The 17,956-nt window shown below is 74.9% G+C and carries 14 protein-coding genes; all 14 read right to left on the bottom strand.

Annotated elements, in window-relative coordinates:
* Positions 1–61: 61 nt before the first annotated feature.
* Positions 62–775 carry a YggS family pyridoxal phosphate-dependent enzyme gene (locus tag F7P10_RS37070; RefSeq protein ID WP_151016709.1) on the bottom strand — a complete coding sequence of 238 codons (714 nt, stop codon included), beginning with the start codon at positions 773–775 and terminating at the stop codon, positions 62–64.
* Entirely contained in the window at positions 775–1,533 is a 759-nt protein-coding gene (gene pgeF / locus F7P10_RS37065; RefSeq protein WP_218040771.1) for a peptidoglycan editing factor PgeF, read from the bottom strand. The genes F7P10_RS37070 and pgeF overlap by 1 nt, the downstream gene beginning before the upstream one ends.
* A gap of 5 nt (positions 1,534–1,538) precedes the next feature.
* A complete protein-coding gene (gene ftsZ / locus F7P10_RS37060; protein ID WP_151016708.1) occupies positions 1,539–3,095 on the bottom strand; it encodes a cell division protein FtsZ in 1,557 nt (518 codons plus the stop codon).
* A gap of 500 nt (positions 3,096–3,595) precedes the next feature.
* Complete coding sequence (locus F7P10_RS37055) at positions 3,596–4,354, bottom strand: cell division protein FtsQ/DivIB (protein ID WP_151016707.1); 759 nt, start codon at positions 4,352–4,354, stop codon at positions 3,596–3,598.
* A gap of 103 nt (positions 4,355–4,457) precedes the next feature.
* Complete coding sequence (gene murC, locus F7P10_RS37050; protein WP_151016706.1) at positions 4,458–5,900, bottom strand: UDP-N-acetylmuramate--L-alanine ligase; 1,443 nt, start codon at positions 5,898–5,900, stop codon at positions 4,458–4,460.
* On the bottom strand, positions 5,897–6,991 hold the full coding sequence (murG, locus tag F7P10_RS37045; protein WP_151016705.1) for an undecaprenyldiphospho-muramoylpentapeptide beta-N-acetylglucosaminyltransferase: 1,095 nt from the start codon (positions 6,989–6,991) through the stop codon (positions 5,897–5,899). The genes murC and murG overlap by 4 nt, the downstream gene beginning before the upstream one ends.
* 25 nt (positions 6,992–7,016) lie before the next feature.
* Complete coding sequence (gene ftsW, locus F7P10_RS37040; protein WP_151016704.1) at positions 7,017–8,303, bottom strand: putative lipid II flippase FtsW; 1,287 nt, start codon at positions 8,301–8,303, stop codon at positions 7,017–7,019.
* 11 nt (positions 8,304–8,314) lie between these two features.
* Entirely contained in the window at positions 8,315–9,760 is a 1,446-nt protein-coding gene (gene murD / locus F7P10_RS37035; RefSeq protein WP_254716217.1) for a UDP-N-acetylmuramoyl-L-alanine--D-glutamate ligase, read from the bottom strand.
* A complete protein-coding gene (gene mraY / locus F7P10_RS37030; RefSeq protein WP_151016702.1) occupies positions 9,757–10,812 on the bottom strand; it encodes a phospho-N-acetylmuramoyl-pentapeptide-transferase in 1,056 nt (351 codons plus the stop codon). The genes murD and mraY overlap by 4 nt, the downstream gene beginning before the upstream one ends.
* The gene (gene murF, locus F7P10_RS37025; protein ID WP_151016701.1) at positions 10,809–12,248 is read right to left on the bottom strand and encodes a UDP-N-acetylmuramoyl-tripeptide--D-alanyl-D-alanine ligase; all 1,440 of its coding nucleotides are present in this window, start codon (positions 12,246–12,248) and stop codon (positions 10,809–10,811) included. The genes mraY and murF overlap by 4 nt, the downstream gene beginning before the upstream one ends.
* Positions 12,245–13,792: a UDP-N-acetylmuramoyl-L-alanyl-D-glutamate--2,6-diaminopimelate ligase gene (locus F7P10_RS37020; protein WP_151016700.1), complete on the bottom strand. Its 1,548-nt coding sequence runs from the start codon at positions 13,790–13,792 to the stop codon at positions 12,245–12,247. The genes murF and F7P10_RS37020 overlap by 4 nt, the downstream gene beginning before the upstream one ends.
* 93 nt (positions 13,793–13,885) lie before the next feature.
* Positions 13,886–16,207: a penicillin-binding protein 2 gene (locus F7P10_RS37015; protein WP_151016699.1), complete on the bottom strand. Its 2,322-nt coding sequence runs from the start codon at positions 16,205–16,207 to the stop codon at positions 13,886–13,888.
* On the bottom strand, positions 16,204–16,881 hold the full coding sequence (locus tag F7P10_RS37010) for a hypothetical protein (RefSeq protein ID WP_151016698.1): 678 nt from the start codon (positions 16,879–16,881) through the stop codon (positions 16,204–16,206). The genes F7P10_RS37015 and F7P10_RS37010 overlap by 4 nt, the downstream gene beginning before the upstream one ends.
* A complete protein-coding gene (gene rsmH, locus F7P10_RS37005; RefSeq protein WP_151018533.1) occupies positions 16,878–17,876 on the bottom strand; it encodes a 16S rRNA (cytosine(1402)-N(4))-methyltransferase RsmH in 999 nt (332 codons plus the stop codon). The genes F7P10_RS37010 and rsmH overlap by 4 nt, the downstream gene beginning before the upstream one ends.
* Positions 17,877–17,956: the final 80 nt, after the last annotated feature.

The following is a 17,956-nucleotide window of genomic DNA, read 5'->3' as shown; positions in this document are numbered from 1 at the left end:
GCGCCGCGGTTGACCGTCCGTCTGCGTGGCCCGCGTTCCGGCAGGTCCCACTGGGGGGACATTACCTGACGATTGCCCGTCGGCCGCCGAGCAACGCCGTACCGATCCTGAGGTGTGTCGCGCCGCACGCGATCGCCTGTTCCAGATCCCCGCTCATACCCGCGGAAACGATCGAGGCGCCCGGATGGTTTCGGCGGACGTCCGCCGCCACCTCGGCGAGCCGGGCGAAGGCGGGCAGCGGGTCGGCGCCGAGCGGCGCGACGGCCATCACCCCGCCGAGTTCCAGGCCGGGGGCGTCGGCGATCTCGCGGGCGAGGCCCGGGACGTCCTCGGGGGCCGCGCCGCCGCGCCCCTCCCGCCGCTCGGTCTCGTCCAGCGACACCTGGACGAGGCAGCGCGGCGTGCGCCCGGTGCGCACGGCGGCGTCCGACAGCGCGGCGACCAACCGGGACCGGTCGACCGAGTGGACGACGTCGGCGTAGCCGGTGACGGCGCGGGCCTTGTTCGTCTGCAGGCGTCCGACGAAATGCCAGGTGAGGGGAAGGTCGGCGCAGTCGTCGGCCTTCGGCCGCGCCTCCTGGTCGCGGTTCTCGCCGACCTCGGTGAGGCCGAGTCCGGCCAGCAGCCGCACGTCCGACGCGGGGAAGGTCTTGGTCACCGCGACCAGCGTGATCTCGTCCTCGGCGCGGCCCGCGGCGGCGCAGGCGGCGGCGATGCGGGCGCGGACGGCGGCGAGGCCGTCGGCCAGTTCGGCCCGGCGCTCCTCGGGGGTCACTACGGGCGGTCCTCGCGTTCGGTGAGCCAGACGTACCCGGCGAACCGGCCGGTGCGGCCGTCGCGCCGGTAGGAGAACAGGCCCGGGTCCTCGATCGTGCAGCGCGGGTCGGTCCGCACGTCGGCTACGCCCGCGGCGGCGAGCTGCCCGGCGATGCCCGCGCGGATGTCGAGGCCGGGGGTGCCGCGGGACGTGGTCGCGTACGCGGCGGGCACGGCGGCGGCGACCTCGTCGCGCATCGCGGCCGGGACCTCGTAGCAGCCGCCGCACGCGGCGGGGCCGATGGCGGCCGACGTCCGGGCCGGGTCGGCGCCGTGCTCGCGCATCCGCGCCAGCAGGGCGGGGACGACGCCAGCGGCGGTGCCGGGACGGCCGGAGTGCGCGGCGCCGACGACGCCCGCGACGGGGTCGGCGAGCAGGACGGGCGCGCAGTCGGCGACCAGGACCGCGAGGGCGAGCCCGGGGACGGTGGTGACGATCGCGTCGACGGGGGTGTCGGCGAGGTCTTCGGGGGCGGTGACGTACGCGACGCCGGCGCCGTGCACCTGCCGCATCCAGACGGTGCGCGCGGGGTCGACGCCCAGGCGCGCGGCGGCCCGCTCGCGGTTGCCGCGCACGGCGGCGGGATCGTCGCCGACCGCGCCGCCGAGGTTGAGGGAGTCGTAGGGGGCTTCGCTGACGCCTCCGGCGCGGTCGGTGAACGCCGCGCGGACGCCGTCGCCCAGGACGGAACCGTCCCGGGTGAGCTCGCTCGGGATGGGGGTCACGGTCCCTTCAGGAAGTCGGGAACGTCGAGGTCGTCCTCCTCGTCGAACACGACGCGGCGCGGCGGGCGCTTGCCCGCGGCGGCGGGGCCGCCCTCGTTCTCGCCGGCGTGCACGCGCGAGGGCTGGTCTCCGCCGGGGCGCGGCGCCGGAGCCCGCTGCGCCTGGTCGGCGGCGCGCTCGGCCGGCGGGGCGGGCGGCTGCGGGGCGTCGGCGTGCCCGGCGCCGGGCGGCGGGCCGTGCGCGGCCTCGTCGCGGGGCGCGGGGCGGCCGGCGACCGGACGGTCGTCGCCCGCAGGCGGCGCGGACGGCCGGTTCTCGGCCTCGGGCCGCGCGGGCGGGGCCGCCTGCGCGGGCTGCGGCGCCGGCGGCTGCGGCGGGGCGGGCGGCTGCTGGGCGGCGGCCGCCTGCGCGACGGTGCGCTGCCCCTGCTGCTGGGACGCCTGGGCGCCCGCGGCGTCCGAGCGTCCGACCCGGCTGGGGATCGGGTTCGGCGAGGTCGCCGACGCGGGCGGCGCGGCGGGCGCCGACGTCGGGGGCGGCGGCGGGGCGGGCCGTGGCGGCGGCGGTGTCCGCACGTGCTCGGGCTCCGGCGCCGGCTTGGTGGGGCGGCCCTCGTCGAACCCCGCGGCGATCACGGTCACCCGGACCTCGTCGCCGAGCGCGTCGTCGATGACCGCGCCGAAGATGATGTTGGCGTCGGGCGCGGCGGCGTTCGACACCAGCTGGGCCGCCTCGTTGATCTCGAACAGACCGAGGTCGGAGCCGCCGGAGATGGACAGCAGCACGCCGTGGGCGCCGTCGATGCTGGCCTCCAGCAGCGGGCTGGAGATCGCCATCTCGGCCGCCGCGACGCTGCGGTCGTCGCCGCGCGCGGACCCGATGCCCATGAGCGCCGAACCGGCGCCGGACATGACGGACTTGACGTCAGCGAAGTCCAGGTTGATCAGGCCGGGGGTGGTGATCAGGTCGGTGATGCCCTGGACACCGGACAGCAGCACCTGGTCGGCCGCCTTGAACGCGTCGAGGACGCTGACCTGCCGGTCGGAGATCGACAGCAGCCGGTCGTTGGGGATGACGATGAGGGTGTCGACCTCGTCGCGCAGCGTCTCGATGCCGGCCTCGGCCTGCATCGCCCGGCGCTTGCCCTCGAAGCTGAACGGGCGGGTGACCACGCCGATCGTCAGGGCGCCGAGCGAGCGCGCGATGTTGGCCACGACGGGCGCGCCGCCGGTGCCGGTGCCGCCGCCCTCCCCGGCGGTGACGAACACCATGTCGGCGCCCTTGAGGACCTCCTCGATCTCCTCGCGGTGGTCCTCGGCGGCCTTGCGGCCCACGTCCGGGTTGGCGCCGGCGCCGAGGCCGCGGGTGAGCTCGCGGCCCACGTCCAGTTTCACGTCGGCGTCACTCATCAGCAGCGCCTGGGCGTCCGTGTTGATAGCGATGAACTCGACGCCCTTGAGTCCCTCCTCGATCATCCGGTTGACGGCGTTGACGCCGCCGCCGCCGATGCCGACGACCTTGATGACCGCGAGGTAGTTCTGCGGTGCTGCCACGACGAGGGGCCTTTCCGCTCGCTCTATCCGACCGCCTGACCGGTCTGCCGACCGTGCCGCCGCGGTGTTTCCTGACCTGTGTGCACTTGGCGCGAGCCGGGAGCGTCCGGTCCGGCGGACCGGGTCGCCCTCAACCCTCACCCTCAACTTGAGGCTTACAGTTATGTCAACCTGAGGACTGATACGGACAGTAGGGCGGCCTTACCGCCAGGGTCAACTAACCTCCCCCGAACTCCACCGGCGTGTCGCACTGAGCGCCGGTTTGCCCAGGTTGGCGATGGACCTCCCCCGGCAGGGGCCGTCTCCCGCGCCGTCCTGTCGCGTAACGTCCGAATCATCCGTCTCAGCCGTCCCAATCCGCCGACCCGTCTTCCGCCGACCCGTCCAGCGTGCCCCATCGGACGGCGCGGCGCGCCCCGACACACGCACCGGAGGCGAATGGTCGCGATCGGTTCCGGATTTCCCGGCGTTTCCGAGGCCGCACTCCCCCGGAACCGGGATCAGCTCGTCATCAGGACGCCCGGAGAGCTGACGTCCACCCTCCGCACGGCCCGCCCCGCCTCGGTCCGCTGCAGCGACTCCAGCAGCCGGATCTTCTCCTCGGCCCGCTCGGCCGCACCCCACAGGATCGTGCGGCCGTCGTTCAGGTACAGGGTGACGGCCTCGGGCGCGGTCGCCTCGACCTGCACGACCGGGCCGCGCAGGGCGTCCGGCAGGGCGGTGAGCACCCGCAGGGCCGCGAGGGTGGACGGGTCGGACGGCCCGGGCGCGCCCACGCTCAGCGCCGGCAGCCCGGACGGACGGGTCGTGCCGTCGGCCACCACCACGCCCTGCCCGTCGATCCGGTGGTACCGGCCCCCGTGCTCGAACACCGCGACCGGGACGCGCTCGTCCACGACGATCCGCACCGTGCCCGGCCAGTTCCGCTCGACCTCGGCCGACCCGACCTCCCGCAGCCGCTCGACGCGGGCACGGATCTCGCCGGTGTCCAGCCGCGCCATCGGCACGCCGAGGTCGACCCCGGCGGCGGCGGTGACCCGGTCGCGCGGCGCCAGGTCGGTGCCGGTGACCTCCACGTGCCGCACCACCAGCAGGCGCGAGCCGAGCAGCACCCAGGTCACCGCGCCGAGCACACCGACGACCAGCAGCGCGACGAACACCGCCTTCCAGCGGCCGCCGGCCGGCACGTCCTCCTCCGGCACGTCCGCGGGCGGCGCCGCCTCCGCGTCCTCGCGCCGACCCGTCCGCGACTCGGTCATGACCCAAGCTTGACAGTGCCGGCCCGGCCGGAGGCCGATCGCGGCGGCCCCGGCGTGTCACCGGGCCTCCCCGGCGGGCGAACGGCCGTGACCGCCGGCTCCGCTAACGCTCCGCCGCGCCCGCGAGACGCTCCAGGATCGGCGCGCCGAGCGCGGTGACGTCCCCCGCGCCCAGCGTGATGACCAGGTCGCCGGGCCGTGCCAGCGACGCCACGGTCGCGGGGACGTCGTCCCGGACGGGCGCGTAGACGGTCTCGGTGCCCGGCGGGACCGCGTCGGCCACGAGCTTGCCCGTGACGCCCGGCTCCGGGTCCTCGCGGGCGCCGTAGACGTCGAGGACGACCGCGACGTCGGCGAGGCCGAGGGCCGCGCCGAACTCGGCGGCGAAGAACCGCGTGCGGCTGTACAGGTGGGGCTGGAACACCGCGACGATGCGCGGTCCGCCCGCCGAGGCGTCCTTCTCCCGCGCGTAGTCGCGGGTGGCCTCCAGGTCGGCGGTCAGCTCCGTGGGGTGGTGGGCGTAGCTGTCGAACACCTCGACGCCGCCCGCCTCGCCCTTGTGCTCCAGCCGGCGCATCGCGCCGCCGAACGCGGCGAGGCCGTCCCGCACGGCCGCGTCGTCCAGGCCGAGGGCCTGCGCGACCGCGACGACGGCGGTGGCGTTGAGCGCGTTGTGCCGCCCGGGGACGCCGAGCGCGACCGGGCCGACCCCGGCGATCTCGAACCGGGAGCCGAGCCCGCGCGGGGTGAACCCGGTGACGCGCAGGTCGGCGCCCTCCGCCTCCCCGTACGTCCGGACGGTCAGCCCGCGTTCGCGCGCGCGCTCGGCGAGTTCCATCGCGACGGGGTCGTCCGCACCGGCGACGAGCGTCCCGCCGGGCTCGACGCGGTCGACGAACAGGGCGAAGTTCTCCTTGACCTGCTCGAATCCGCCGTAGTTGTCCAGGTGGTCGGCCTCGACGTTGGTGATCACCGCGATGCGCGGCGTGTACATCAGGAACGAGCCGTCGCTCTCGTCGGCCTCGGCGACGAACACGTCGCCGGTGCCCTCGTCGGCGCCCAGCCCGGTCGTGACGAGCTGGCCGCCGATGCAGTAGGACGGGTCGGCGCCCGCGTGCTGCAGCGCGACCGTGAGCATCGAGGTCGTGGTCGTCTTGCCGTGCGTGCCCGCGACCGCGACGGCGCGGCGCCCGGCCATCAGCGCGGCGAGCGCGGCGGAGCGGTGCAGGACCCGCAGGCCGCGCTCGCGCGCGGCGACCAGCTCGGGGTTGCCGTCGCGGATCGCGGTCGACACCACGACCGTGTCGGCGTCCCCGAGGTGCGCGGCGTCGTGCCCGACATGGACCCGCGCGCCCATCCCGCCGAGCTGGGCGAGCAGCTCGGAGTCGCGGGCGTCGCTGCCGGACACGGGAATGCCGCGCCGCAGCATGATCCGGGCGATGCCCGACATCCCGGCGCCGCCGATGGCGATGAAGTGCACCCGGCCCAGCTCCCCGGCCGGGACGACCTCGCCGCGCTCGATGTCGCTCGGCTCGATCAGACTCATCGCGCGGCGCCCGCCGAGCGGACGACGTCGTACACCATCTGGGCGAGGGCGACGTCGGCGTCCCGGCGGCCCATCCGGCCGGCGGCCTCCGACATGTTCGCGACCCGCGCGGGGTCGGCCAGGACCGGCAGGAGGTGCTGCGCGATCCAGTCGGGCGACAGCTCGGCGTTGTCGACGAGCATCCCGCCGCCGGCGGCCACGATCGGCTCGGCGTTCAGCCGCTGCTCGCCGTTGCCGATGGGCAGCGGCACGTACACCGCGGGCAGCGCCACCGCGGCGAGTTCCGCGCAGGTCATCGCGCCGGCGCGGCACATGGCCATGTCGGCGGCGGCGTAGGCGAGGTCCATGCGGTCACAGTAGGGGATCGTCACGTACTGTGGTCCGCCCGACACCGGTTCGGGCTCCTCGGTGTTCTTCGGCCCGACGATGTGGAGCACCTGGATGCCGGCCTGCCGGAAGTAGGGCGCGGCGGCGACCGCGGCCTGGTTGAGCGACCGGGCGCCCTGCGAGCCGCCGAAGATCAGCAGCGTGGGCAGGTCGGGCAGCAGGCCGAAGTACGAGCGGGCCTTGTCGCCCATCGCGAGCCGGTCCAGGGTGGCGATCTCGCGGCGCAGCGGGATGCCGACGAACGTCGGGTTCGGCAGCGGCGAGTCGGCGTGGGACACCGCGACGTGCTCGGTGAAGCGGGCGCCGAGCTTGTTGGCGAGGCCGGGCTTGGGGTTGGCCTCGTGCACGATGATCGGGATCTTGCGCTTGCGGGCGGCGAGATAGCCGGGCGTGGCGACGTAGCCGCCGAAGCCGACGAGGACGTCGGCCTGCGCCTGGTCGATGACGGACGCCGCCGCGTTGATCGCACCGCGCAGCCGTCCGGGCACCGTCAGCAGCTGGGGGGTCAGCGTGCGCGGCAGCGGCACCGGCGGGACCAGGGCGAGCTCGTACCCGCGCTGCGGGACCAGCCGGGTCTCCAGGCCGCGTTCGGTGCCCAGGCAGACGATCCCGGTGTTCGGGTCGTTGCGGCGCAGCGCGTCCGCGAGGGCCAGCGCGGGCTCGATGTGTCCGGCGGTGCCCCCGCCGGCCAGGACAACCCTCATGCTCGTTGACAACTCCTCATGAAAATCACCGACGTGCCAGGCCTAGCCAGCTTAGAGCCCTCACGACCGGTCCGGGGCCCCGTGCGGAGAGTGCCTGCCTCGCGCCGGGCTCCCGTTTGGCGAAGGCCAGCAGCATGCCGAGCGCGATCAGGGTGGGGATGAGCGCCGACCCGCCGTAGGACACGAGCGGCAGCGGGATCCCCGTGATGGGCAGGACGTTGACGACCGCGCCGATGTTGATGACCGCCTGGACGACCAGCCACGCCGTCACGCCGGCGGCGGCGAGCCGGGTGAAGGTGTCCTGGACGCGCTTGGCGATGCGCAGGCCCGCGTAGGTGAGGAGCCCGAACAGGCACAGCACGATGAGCGTCCCGGCGAGCCCGAGCTCCTCTCCCACGATCGCGAAGATGAAGTCGGTCTCGGCGTGCGGGAGGTAGTCCCATTTGGCGCGGCTCTCCCCCAGGCCGATCCCGAACATGCCGCCGGACGCGATCGCGTACAGACCCTGGACGCTCTGGTAGTTCGTGGAGAGGGTGTTGCCGGACGGGTCGAGGAACCCGGTGAGGCGCTGCATCCGGTACGGCTCGACGACGATGAGGATCGCCACGAGCAGCAGGACCATCCCGGCCATCCCGACGAACAGCCGTCCGGGCGCGCCGACCACCCACAGCAGCGCCAGGAAGATCGTCAGCAGCACCAGCGTGGTGCCGAGGTCGCTGCCGAGCATGACCAGCAGCACCAGGAACCCGGCGCCGGGCAGCAGCGGCACCAGCAGCGGCCGCCACTCGGTGAGCTGCCCGAGCCGCTCCTTGCGGGCGAGCAGGTCGGCGCCCCACAGCACCAGGCCGAGCTTGGCGGGCTCGGACGGCTGGATCTGCACCGGACCGAGGTCGATCCAGCGGGTCGCGCCCCAGGCGCTGCGACCGAGGCCGGGCACCAGGACGAGCGCGAGCGCCACCATCGACAGCAGCAGCAGCGGGTAGGCGAGGGCGCGGAACGTCTTGACCGGGAGCCGGGACGCCAGCCACATGCAGGGCAGCCCGATGACGACCCACAGCCCCTGCTTCTGCACCAGCGTGTACGCCGAGCCGGTGGCCTGGAGCTGGTCGACGCTGGACGCCGACAGCACCATCGTCAGGCCGAGCGCCACCAGCAGCACCGTGCAGCCGAGCACGAGGTGGTAGGACGTGAGCGGGCGGTCGAGCAGCCCGACGGCGGCGACCGCGCGCTCGCGCGGCCCGAGCCGCCGGGGCCGGGCGCCCCCCGCCCCCTCCCGGTCGGCCGGTGCCCGGCCGGCCGGAGAAATGGCCATCGCGCCGCGCCCTACCGGGCGCTCCGGGGGCCGTCCCCCGGCCGGGCGGCGGCGGACCCGCCGGCGGCGAGGCGCTCGACGGCCGCGATGAACGCGTCGCCGCGGGCCGGGTAGTTGGCGAACATGTCGAAGGAGGCTCCGACGGGGGCGAGCAGCACGGTGTCGCCGGGGCGGGCGAGCCCGGCGGCTTCGTTGACGACGCGTTCCATGGCCCCAGTGTCGGTGTCGGCGACGTCCACCACCGGGACATCCGGCGCGTGTCGCGAGAGCGCCTCGGCGATCCGGTGCCGGTCGCGGCCCATGAGCACGACCCCGCGCAGCCGCGCGGCCGACGATCGCACCAGGTCGTCGACGTCCAGGCCCTTCAGCAGACCGCCCGCGATCCACACGACCGGCTCGTAGGCGGCCAGGGACGCCGCGGCGGCGTGCGGCTGGGTGGCCTTGGAGTCGTTGACGTAGGCGACGCCGCCGACGTCGGCGACGTGCTGGATGCGGTGCGGGTCGGGGACGAACGCGCGCAGGCCGTCCCGGACCGCCTCGGGCGGCACCCCGTACGCGCGGGCGAGGGCGGCCGCCGCGAGCGCGTTGGCGACGTTGTGCGGCGCGAACGGGCGGACGTCCGCGAGCGCGGCCAGCTCGGCGGCCTCGGTCGCGGGGTCGGCGGTGTACGCCCGGTCGACGAGCAGCTCCTCGACCACGCCCAGCTCCCCGGGGCGCGGCACCCGCAGGGTGAACCCGACGCGCCGCGCGGCGCCCGCGGCCTTCTCGGCGAGCGCCGTGGAGGTGGGGTCGTCGGCGTTGTGGACGGCGACGCCGCCTGGCGCGTAGATCTTGCCCTTGGCCTCGACGTAGGCCTCCATGGAGCCGTGCCAGTCGAGGTGGTCGGGCGCGATGTTGAGGACGGCGGCCGCGGCCGGGGCGAGCGAGCTCGACCAGTGCAGCTGGTAGCTCGACAGCTCCACGGCCAGGACGTCGTGCTTCTCGGCGACGGCCTCGACGATCGGGGTGCCGACGTTGCCGACGGCGAGGGCGTCGTGCCCGGCGGCGGTGAGCATGCACGCGAGCATCCGCACGACGGTGGTCTTGCCGTCCGTCCCCGTGATCGCCAACCAGGGCGCGGCGCCCTCGGCGGGCCGCAGCCGCCACGCCAGCTCGACCTCGCCGATGATCTCGATCCCGGCGGCGGCCGCGGCGGCGAGCAGCGGGGCGTCCGGGCGCCAGCCCGGCGAGGTCACGACCAGCTCGACGCCGTCGGGCAGGGCGTCGCCGTCGCCGAGCCGGACCGCGACCCCGAGGGCCTCCAGCTCGGCGGCGAGCGTCCGCCGGTCCGCGTCGTCGCGGGCCTCCACGGCGGTGACGCGGGCGCCGCGCTCGGCGAGCACGCGCGCGGCGGCGCGTCCGGACACGCCCAGCCCGGCGACGCACACCGCCCGGCCGTCCCAGGGACCGTTCGTCACTTCGGCATCCACTCCAGGTAGAACAGGCCGATGCCGATCCCGACGAACAGGGCGGACATGAGCCAGAAGCGCACGACGATCGTGGTCTCGGCCCATCCGGACAGCTCGAAGTGATGCTGCAGCGGCGCCATCTTGAACACGCGTTTCCCGGTCATCTTGAACCCGCCGACCTGGATGATCACCGACAGGGTGATCATCACGATGAGCCCGCAGAGGACCGCGAGCAGCAGCTGGGTGCGGGTCAGGATGGCGAGGGCCACCAGCACGCCGCCGAGGGCGAGCGAGCCGGTGTCGCCCATGAAGATCTTGGCCGGGGGGGCGTTCCACCAGAGGAAGCCGAACACGCCGCCGAGCACGGCGGCGGCGACGACCGCGAGGTCCAGGGGGTCGCGGACGCTGTAGCAGTTGGGGGCGAGGGCGGCCGAGCAGCTGTTGCGCAGCTGCCAGTTGCCGATGACCACGTAGGCGGCCAGCACCATGCCGGCGGGCCCGGCGGCGAGGCCGTCCAGCCCGTCGGTGAGGTTGACGCCGTTGGACATCGCCGCGATCAGCAGCAGTGCCCACAGCACGAAGAAGTAGGGGCCGATCGAGGGGCCGAAGTCGCGCAGGAAGGAGAGGTGGGCGGAGGCGGGGGTGATGTCGTAGCCGTTGGGGAACCGCAGGGCCGCGACCGCGAACACGACCCCGACCAGGATGATCCCGATCATCTTGGCGCCGCTGCGCAGGCCGAGGCTGCGCTGCTTGAACACCTTGATGTAGTCGTCGACGAACCCGACCAGCCCGAGCCCGGTCATCAGGAACAGCGCCAGGATCCCGGAGACCGTGGGGGCGTTCCCGGTGATCAGGTGGGACACCGCGTACCCGACGAGCGACCCCACGATGAAGACGGTGCCGCCCATCGAGGGGGTGCCGCGCTTGGTGAGGTGGGCCTCGGGCCCGTCGTCGCGGATCATCTGGCCGTAGCCGAGCCGGTTGACGATCCTGATCCACACCGGGGTGCCGAGCGCCACGAAGACGAGCGCCACCCCGGCGGCGATCATGATGTCGGTCATCGGGCGGCCTCCGCGTCACCCGGGCCGCCGGGCGCGGCGGCCGTCCGGCCCGTCCCGCTCCCGGCGGTCAGGACGCCCTCGGCCACCCGTTCCAGGCCCGCCACCCGCGATCCCTTCACCAGCACGACGTCCCGCGGCGCGAGCCGCTCGCTGAGCGCGGCCACCGCCGCGCCGACGTCATCCACCTGCACGCACTCTCCCGTCCATGACGTCGCCCGCGCGGCCCCTTCGGCCATCGCCGCGGCGTTCGCGCCGACGACGATGAGGCCGGCGACGCCGCTGCGGGCGACATGCTCCCCGATCTTGGCATGTTCCGCCACGGACGAGTCGCCCAGTTCGGCCATTTCGCCGAGGACGGCCCATGCGCGGCGGCCGCGGGCCATGTGGACGAGCACGTCGACCGCGGCGCGCGTCGAGTCCGGGTTGGCGTTGTAGGCGTCGTTGACGACGGTGACGCCGCCGGCCGTCTCGGTGACCTCCATCCGCCAGCGGCTCACCGGCTCGGCCTCCGACAGCGCCGCCGCCGCGTCGGCGGGCGCGATCCCGGCGGCGCGGGCGGCCGCGGCGGCGGCGAGCGCGTTGGGGACGGCGTGGGAGCCGTGCAGGCGCAGTGCCACCGGTGCCGCCCCCTCGGGGGTGACGAGCGTGAACCGGGCGCGGCCCCGCTCGTCCAGCGCCTCGTCCGCGGCCCGGACGGTCGCGTCCGCGGACCGCCCGAACGTGACGACGGTCGCGACGGTGCGGGACGCCATCGCGCTGACGAGCGGGTCGTCGGCGTTGAGGACCGCGGTGCCGCCGGGCGCCAGGGCCTCCACCATCTCGCCCTTGGCCTTGGCGATCATGTCGCGGCCGCCGAACTCGCCGACGTGCGCCGTCCCGACGTTGAGGACGACGCCGACGTCGGGCCGCGCGATGCCGGTGAGGTAGGCGATGTGGCCGACGCCGCGGGCGCCCATCTCCAGCACCAGGTGCCGGGTGCCGGCGTCGGCGCGCAGCACGGTCAGCGGGAGCCCGATCTCGTTGTTGAAGGACCCCGGCGGGAACACCGTCGGCCCGGCACGGCCCACGACCTGCGCGATGAGGTCCTTGGTGGAGGTCTTGCCGGCCGACCCGGTGACGGCCGCGACGGTGGTGTCCGGCAACCGCTCCAGCACGCCGCGGGCGAGCCGCCCGAGCGCCTCCTGCACGTCGCGGACCAGCACGGCGGGCCCGTCCACGGGGCGCTGCGCGAGCACCCCGGCGGCCCCGGCCGCGAGCGCGGCGGGGGCGAAGTCGTGCCCGTCGGCCCGCTCGCCCGGCAGCGCCGCGAACAGCGCGCCCGGCTCGGCGGCACGGGAGTCGACGATCACGGGACCGCGCACCACGGCGTCCGGGGGCCCGCCGTGCACGGTCCCCTCCGTGATCTCCGCGATCGTCGACAGCGGAAGTGGGATCACGCCTGCGTCCCCGCCCCTCTCGTCTCACCCAGGTGGCGCCGAAGCGCCGCGCGGACGACCTCGCGGTCGTCGAACGGATGCACCTCGCCGGCCACGTTCTGGCCCTGCTCGTGCCCTTTGCCCGCGATGACCAGGACGTCGCCGCGACGGGCCCGGCCGACGGCCAGCGCGATGGCGGCGGCACGGTCGGGTTCCACCACGACGTGCGCCCGCTGCGGCTGCGGCACCTTGAGCCCGCCCTCGACCATAGCGGTGAGGATCGCGAGCGGATCTTCCGACCGCGGGTTGTCGTTCGTGAAATACGCCATGTCGGACAGCCGCAGCGCGGCCTCGCCCATCAGCGGCCGCTTGCCGCGGTCGCGGTCGCCGCCGCAGCCCAGCACCAGCGCGAGCCGTCCCTCGGTCACCGGGCGCAGCGCGTTCAGCACGGCCTCCACCGCGCCGGGCTTGTGCGAGTAGTCGACGAGGGCGACGAAGTCCTGCCCCTCGTCGACCCGCTCCAGCCGCCCGGGGACGCCCGGACACGCCGCGACGCCGTGCACGGCGGCCTGCAGGGTGATCCCGGCCTCCACCAGCGCGACGATCGCGGCGAGCGCGTTGGCGACGTTGAACGGGCCGGGGAGCCGCACGCTCGCGTCGGCCTCGACGCCGCCGGGGCCGACCACGCGGAACGTCGCGCCGTCCGCGCCGAGCCGCACGTCCTCGGCGCGCCAGTCGGCGCCCGGGTCGCCCGACGCGGAGAACGTCGTGGTCGGGACGGTGGCGATCTCCAGCAGCTCGCGGCCGTAGTGGTCGTCGAGGTTGACCACGCCGACGCGGGAGTACTCCGGGGTGAACAGCCGGGCCTTCGCGAGGAAGTAGTCCTGCATGGTCGGGTGGTAGTCCAGGTGGTCCTGGGACAGGTTCGTGAACACCGCGACCTCGTAGACGGCGCCGCCGACCCGCCCCTGGACGAGCGCGTGGCTGGACACCTCCATCGCGGCGGCGCCGACGCCGCGCTCGCGCATCATCGCGAGCAGGCCGTGCAGGTCGGTGGCCTCCGGCGTGGTCAGCGCGCTCGGCACCGTGTCGCGGCCCGCGCGGATCTCGACGCCGCCGACCAGGCCCGTCTCGAGACCGGCGGCGCGCATCCCCGCCTCGGCGAGGAACACCGTCGTGGTCTTGCCGCTGGTGCCGGTGACGCCGACGAGCGTGATGTCGCGGCCGGGCTCCCCGTACACCCAGGACGCCGCGTCGCCGAGCCGCGCCCGGACGTCCGGGACGACCAGGACCGGCAGGCCGCTCGCGGCGGCCCGCTCGTGCCCGGCCGGGTCGGTGAGGACGGCGACGGCCCCGGCCCGCGCGGCCTGCGCGGCGAACTGGGCGCCGTGCGCGCGCGTGCCGGGCAGCGCCGCGTAGACGTCGCCGGGGCGGACGGCGCGGGAATCGTGCGTGATCCCGGTGGCGGACGTCCGCGCGAGTTCCCGGGGCAGGTCACCGGCCTCGATCCCGAAGAGTTCCGCTAGCCCGCTCAGCGAGCGGGCCGGATTGGTGGTCGGACGCATGACGTGACTTTCGGTGGAATCGGAACGGGACTGCCGCGGCGCCGGCGACGGGTTCGGCGCCGGCCTCACGGCGAGGAAGGGTACTCGCCGCGATCAGTTCCGCGCGTGGGTCCGGATCGTCGGCGGTTCGCTTCCCGTCGGCGGGATCTTCTGGGTCTGCAGCGCGAAGCTCATCACGTCCCGGAAGACCGGGGCCGCGACGTCGCCACCATAGTGGCTGCCGCGCCTGGGGTTCTCCAGGACGACCTGAACGACGAGCCGCGGGTCGTCGGCCGGGGCGAACCCGGCGAAGGACGCCACGTAGCCGCCGCCCTTGTAACAGCCGCACTCGGGGTTGACCCGCTCGGCCGTGCCGGTCTTGCCGGCGACCCGGTACCCCTCGATCTGCGCCTTGGGCGCGGTTCCCTCGGCGGTGGTGACGCCCTCCAGCATGTCGCTGATCTGCCGTGCCGTGTCGGCGCCGACCACCCGCCTGCTGGCGGGCTCGGCCGCCGCGTCGAACTCGTCGTTCTCGTCGACCGTCCCGGCGACGAGGCTCGGCTGGACCCGCACGCCGCCGTTGGCGATCGTCGCGTAGACGCTCGCCATCTGCACGGCGTTCACCGAGAGGCCCTGCCCGAACGCGATCGTGTACCGGTCGACCCCGGACCATCGGTCGGGCGTCCGGAGGCTGCCAGCGGTCTCGCCGGGCAGGTTCAGCCCGGTCTTCTCCCCGAACCCGAACTCCCGCAGCGTCTTGTAGAGCCGCTCCTCGGTGATGCGCTCGCTGGCCAGGATGGTGCCGACGTTGCTGGACTCGGCGAGCACCCCGGCGAACGTGAGCCGCTCGGTCGGGTGCGGGTGCGAGTCGTTGAACACGCGGTCGTGGCGGCCGATCCGGTCGGGGACGACGAACGGGGTGTGCGGGGTGACGCCGCCGTGCTCCAGGACGGCCGCGGCCGTCGCGACCTTCCCGGTGCTGCCGGGCTCGAAGGCGTCCTGGACGAGCGGGCTCCCCCATACGGCGGGATTCGACTTCGCGTACTCGTTCGGGTCGAACCCGGGCGCGGACGCCATCGCGAGGATCTCGCCGGTGCGCGGGTCCATGACGATGGCGCTGCCGCTCTCGGCCCTGCTGGCCGCGACCTGCTCGGTGATGGCCTGCTGCGCCTTGTACTGCAGGTCCTGGAGCAGGGTGAGGCGGACGCCCTTGCCGGGGACCGGGTCCTGCTTCTGGTCCTCGCCCATCGGGATGTGCTGGCCCTCGAGGCTGAGTTCGACGCGCTGCCGGCCGTCGCGGCCCGCGAGCACGCCGTCCATCGCGGCCTCCAGCCCGGCCGCGCCCTTGCCGGAGTCGTTCACGAAACCTATGACGCTCGCGGCCAGTGAACCGTTGGGATACTCCCGGCGATACTCCGGCAAAGTTCCGATCCCGGCGAAACCCCAGTCGTTGATCATGCGCGCCTTCTCCGGCCGGACCCCGTGCGCCAGATATACGAACTGGGTGTCGGGCTTGCTGACCGCCTTCATCACGTTGGCCGGATTGAGCCCGAGCGTGGGCGCCAGCGCGTTGACGATCTCCTGCCGCTTCTCCGGCTCGATGATCGACGGGTCCACGAACACCGACCGGGCCTCGACCGTCATGGCGAACGGGTTGCCCTTGGCGTCGGTGATGTCGCCGCGCAGGGCGGGCAGGTCGATCTCCTGCACGCGCTGCCGCAGCGCCAGCTCCGCGTACCGGTCGTCGTCGATGGTCTGGAGCTGGACGAGGCGCCCGGCGAACAGCGACAGCACGAACGCCACGGCGAGGAGCCCGATGTTGAGTCGTTTGAGCGGGTCGCGGCGGTCGAACACGCCGCGGTGCCGCCGCGGTCCCCGCGGCGGGCCCGAACCGCCGCCGGTCCGCCGCCGGCGCGGCCGTCCGCCGACCCCGCGGGCGTCGTCGCGGGGCCGGGCGGGCGCACGGCCCTGCGGCGACGCGACGGGGATGCGCCTCCCGGCGGCCGTGCCCGAGCCTTTCTTCGCGGAGCCGCTCCGGGGCGCGGCCGCTTTGGCGGAGGCCTTCTTCGCGGAGGCGTTCTTCGCCGATCCGGTCTTGGCCGATCCCGTCTTGGCCGATCCGGTCTTGGCCGCCGTCTTGGCCGCCGTCTTGGCGGGGCGCGGCTTGCCCGAGCCCTGCGTCCCGTTCGGCTTCCCGGCGCCGGTCCCGCCGGACGGCTTGGCGGGGTCGGACGAGCGGGGTGCGGGAGTCGTGCCGCCGCGGGCCGGGCGGCGCGTGCCGCCGCGCCCGCCCGTCCCGTCGGCGCGCCCGGACGCGCGCGCCGCGCCCGGGCCGCTCTTGTCGTCCCGTCCCGCCGAGCCCCGGGACGCGCGCCCCTGCGGGCCGCGGCGGCCGGGCGACGGCCCGGCGGCCCCGCGTCCCGGCCGCTGGGTCACCGCGCGGCCCCGTCGCCGGGGACCACCGTGCCGGGCACGCCGATGACGCTCGCGGCCCCGGCCGCCGCGGCGTCCGCGTGCGGCACGGGACGGATGTCGCCGCCGCTGGGGCGCCCGGTGTCGGTGTCGAAGAAGACCGGGACCTCGTTCTCCTTCATGCCGAGGCTCTCGGCGCGTTCCGCGATCTTCTCCGGCGAGCCCTCCTGGGCGTTCTGCAGTTCGAGTTCCTGCTGCCGCTCCTCGAGCCGTTCGGTGCTCTGCTGGAGCCGGGTGAGGGTGAAGGCGTCCTCCGCCAGGACGGTGTTGAGCAGCAGCAGGCTGACCAGGGCGCCGCCGAGCAGTCCGACGATGAGCAGGATGAACGGCGTCCGCGGCGGCGCCTGCGCCGCCTTGGCCGCGGCCTTGGCTCTGGGGACGCTCTCGGCCGCAGGCTTCGCCTTCGGTGCGGCCTTCGCCTTCGGTGCGGCCTTCGCCTTCGGTGCGGCCTTCGCCTTCGGTGCGGCCTTCGCCTTCGGTGCGTTCCCGGGCGGCGACGTGCGCTTCGCCGCGGTCTTCACCGCGGTCTCGGGCTCCGCCGTGCCCGCGGGCGCCTCGCCCCGCGGCTTCGGCGGTTTCCGGCCCGGCGCCTTCTTCTTCGGCGGCGTGCGCGGCGGGCGTCTGCTGGTGGTCGTCATGTCGCCTCCCGGACCCGCTCGGCGGCGCGCATCCGCACCGATCCGGCCCGCGGGTTGGTGGTGGTCTCCTCGTCGGACGGCAGCTCGGCCCCGCGGGTGAGCAGCCGGAATCGCGGCTCGTGCTGGGGCAGCGGGACCGGCAGGTCCGGCGGGGTGGTGTCGGCCGCCTGCGCGGCGAGGACCTGCTTGGTGATGCGGTCCTCGAGGGAGTGGTAGCTGAGGACGACGACCCGGCCGCCGACCGGGAGCGCGTCCAGGGCGGCGGGCAGCGCCCGGCGCCAGGTTTCCAGTTCGCCGTTCACCTCGATGCGCAGCGCCTGGAAGGTGCGCTTGGCCGGGTTGCCGCCGGTGCGGCGGGTCGCGGCCGGGATCGCGGTGCGCACGAGGTCGGCGAGCCGCCGGGTCGTCTCCAGGGGTTCGCGCTCGCGCTCGCGGACGATCGCGGCCGCGATGCGCTGGGCGAACCGCTCCTCGCCGTACTCGCGCAGGATGCGGGCGAGCTCGGCGGGCGGGTAGTCGTTGACGACGCCCGCCGCGGTGAGCCGCTGGGTGCGGTCCATGCGCATGTCGAGGGGGGCGTCGTAGGAGTAGGCGAAGCCGCGGTCGGCCTCGTCGAGCTGCGGGGAGGAGACGCCGAGGTCGAACAGGACGCTGTGCGCGGCGCGGACGCCGTGGCGGCGCAGCACGCGCGGAATCTCGTCGTAGACGGCGTGCTCGAGGACGGCCCGGTCCCCGAAGGGGGCGAGGCGCCGGGCGGACCGCTCCAGCGCGCTGGTGTCGCGGTCCAGGCCGATGAGGCGCAGCCGCGGGTGGGCCCGGAGCATCGCCTCGGCGTGGCCGCCCATGCCCAGGGTGGCGTCGATGTGGACGGGGGTCTCGTCGCGGGGGACGGCCTCGATCGCGGGGGCCGCCAGTTCCAGGACGCGACCGAGCATGACCGGTACGTGACCGGCGTCGGCCGCGTGGTCGCCCACGTCCATGTTCCAACCCCCCATGCGCTGCCACTCGCTCGCGGTTCTGTGCAGCATCGCCGGTCCGGACCGTGTCCGCCCCCCGGCGGCGGCCTCGCCCGGCC

It is taken from the genome of Actinomadura sp. WMMB 499 (assembly GCF_008824145.1).
Classification (GTDB): Bacteria; Actinomycetota; Actinomycetes; order Streptosporangiales; family Streptosporangiaceae; genus Spirillospora.
Note: the sequence above shows the minus strand (reverse complement) of the source record. Positions and strands in the feature narration are given on the sequence as shown.

Bases quoted from the DNA above. Each gene is read 5' to 3' on its own strand.
- F7P10_RS37055 (WP_151016707.1), bottom strand. From the start codon at position 4,354: ATGACCGAGTCGCGGACGGGTCGGCGCGAGGACGCGGAGGCGGCGCCG.
- murC (WP_151016706.1), bottom strand. From the start codon at position 5,900: ATGAGTCTGATCGAGCCGAGCGACATCGAGCGCGGCGAGGTCGTCCCG.
- murG (WP_151016705.1), bottom strand. From the start codon at position 6,991: ATGAGGGTTGTCCTGGCCGGCGGGGGCACCGCCGGACACATCGAGCCC.
- ftsW (WP_151016704.1), bottom strand. From the start codon at position 8,303: ATGGCCATTTCTCCGGCCGGCCGGGCACCGGCCGACCGGGAGGGGGCG.
- mraY (WP_151016702.1), bottom strand. From the start codon at position 10,812: ATGACCGACATCATGATCGCCGCCGGGGTGGCGCTCGTCTTCGTGGCG.
- F7P10_RS37020 (WP_151016700.1), bottom strand. From the start codon at position 13,792: ATGCGTCCGACCACCAATCCGGCCCGCTCGCTGAGCGGGCTAGCGGAA.
- F7P10_RS37010 (WP_151016698.1), bottom strand. From the start codon at position 16,881: ATGACGACCACCAGCAGACGCCCGCCGCGCACGCCGCCGAAGAAGAAG.
- rsmH (WP_151018533.1), bottom strand. From the start codon at position 17,876: ATGGGGGGTTGGAACATGGACGTGGGCGACCACGCGGCCGACGCCGGT.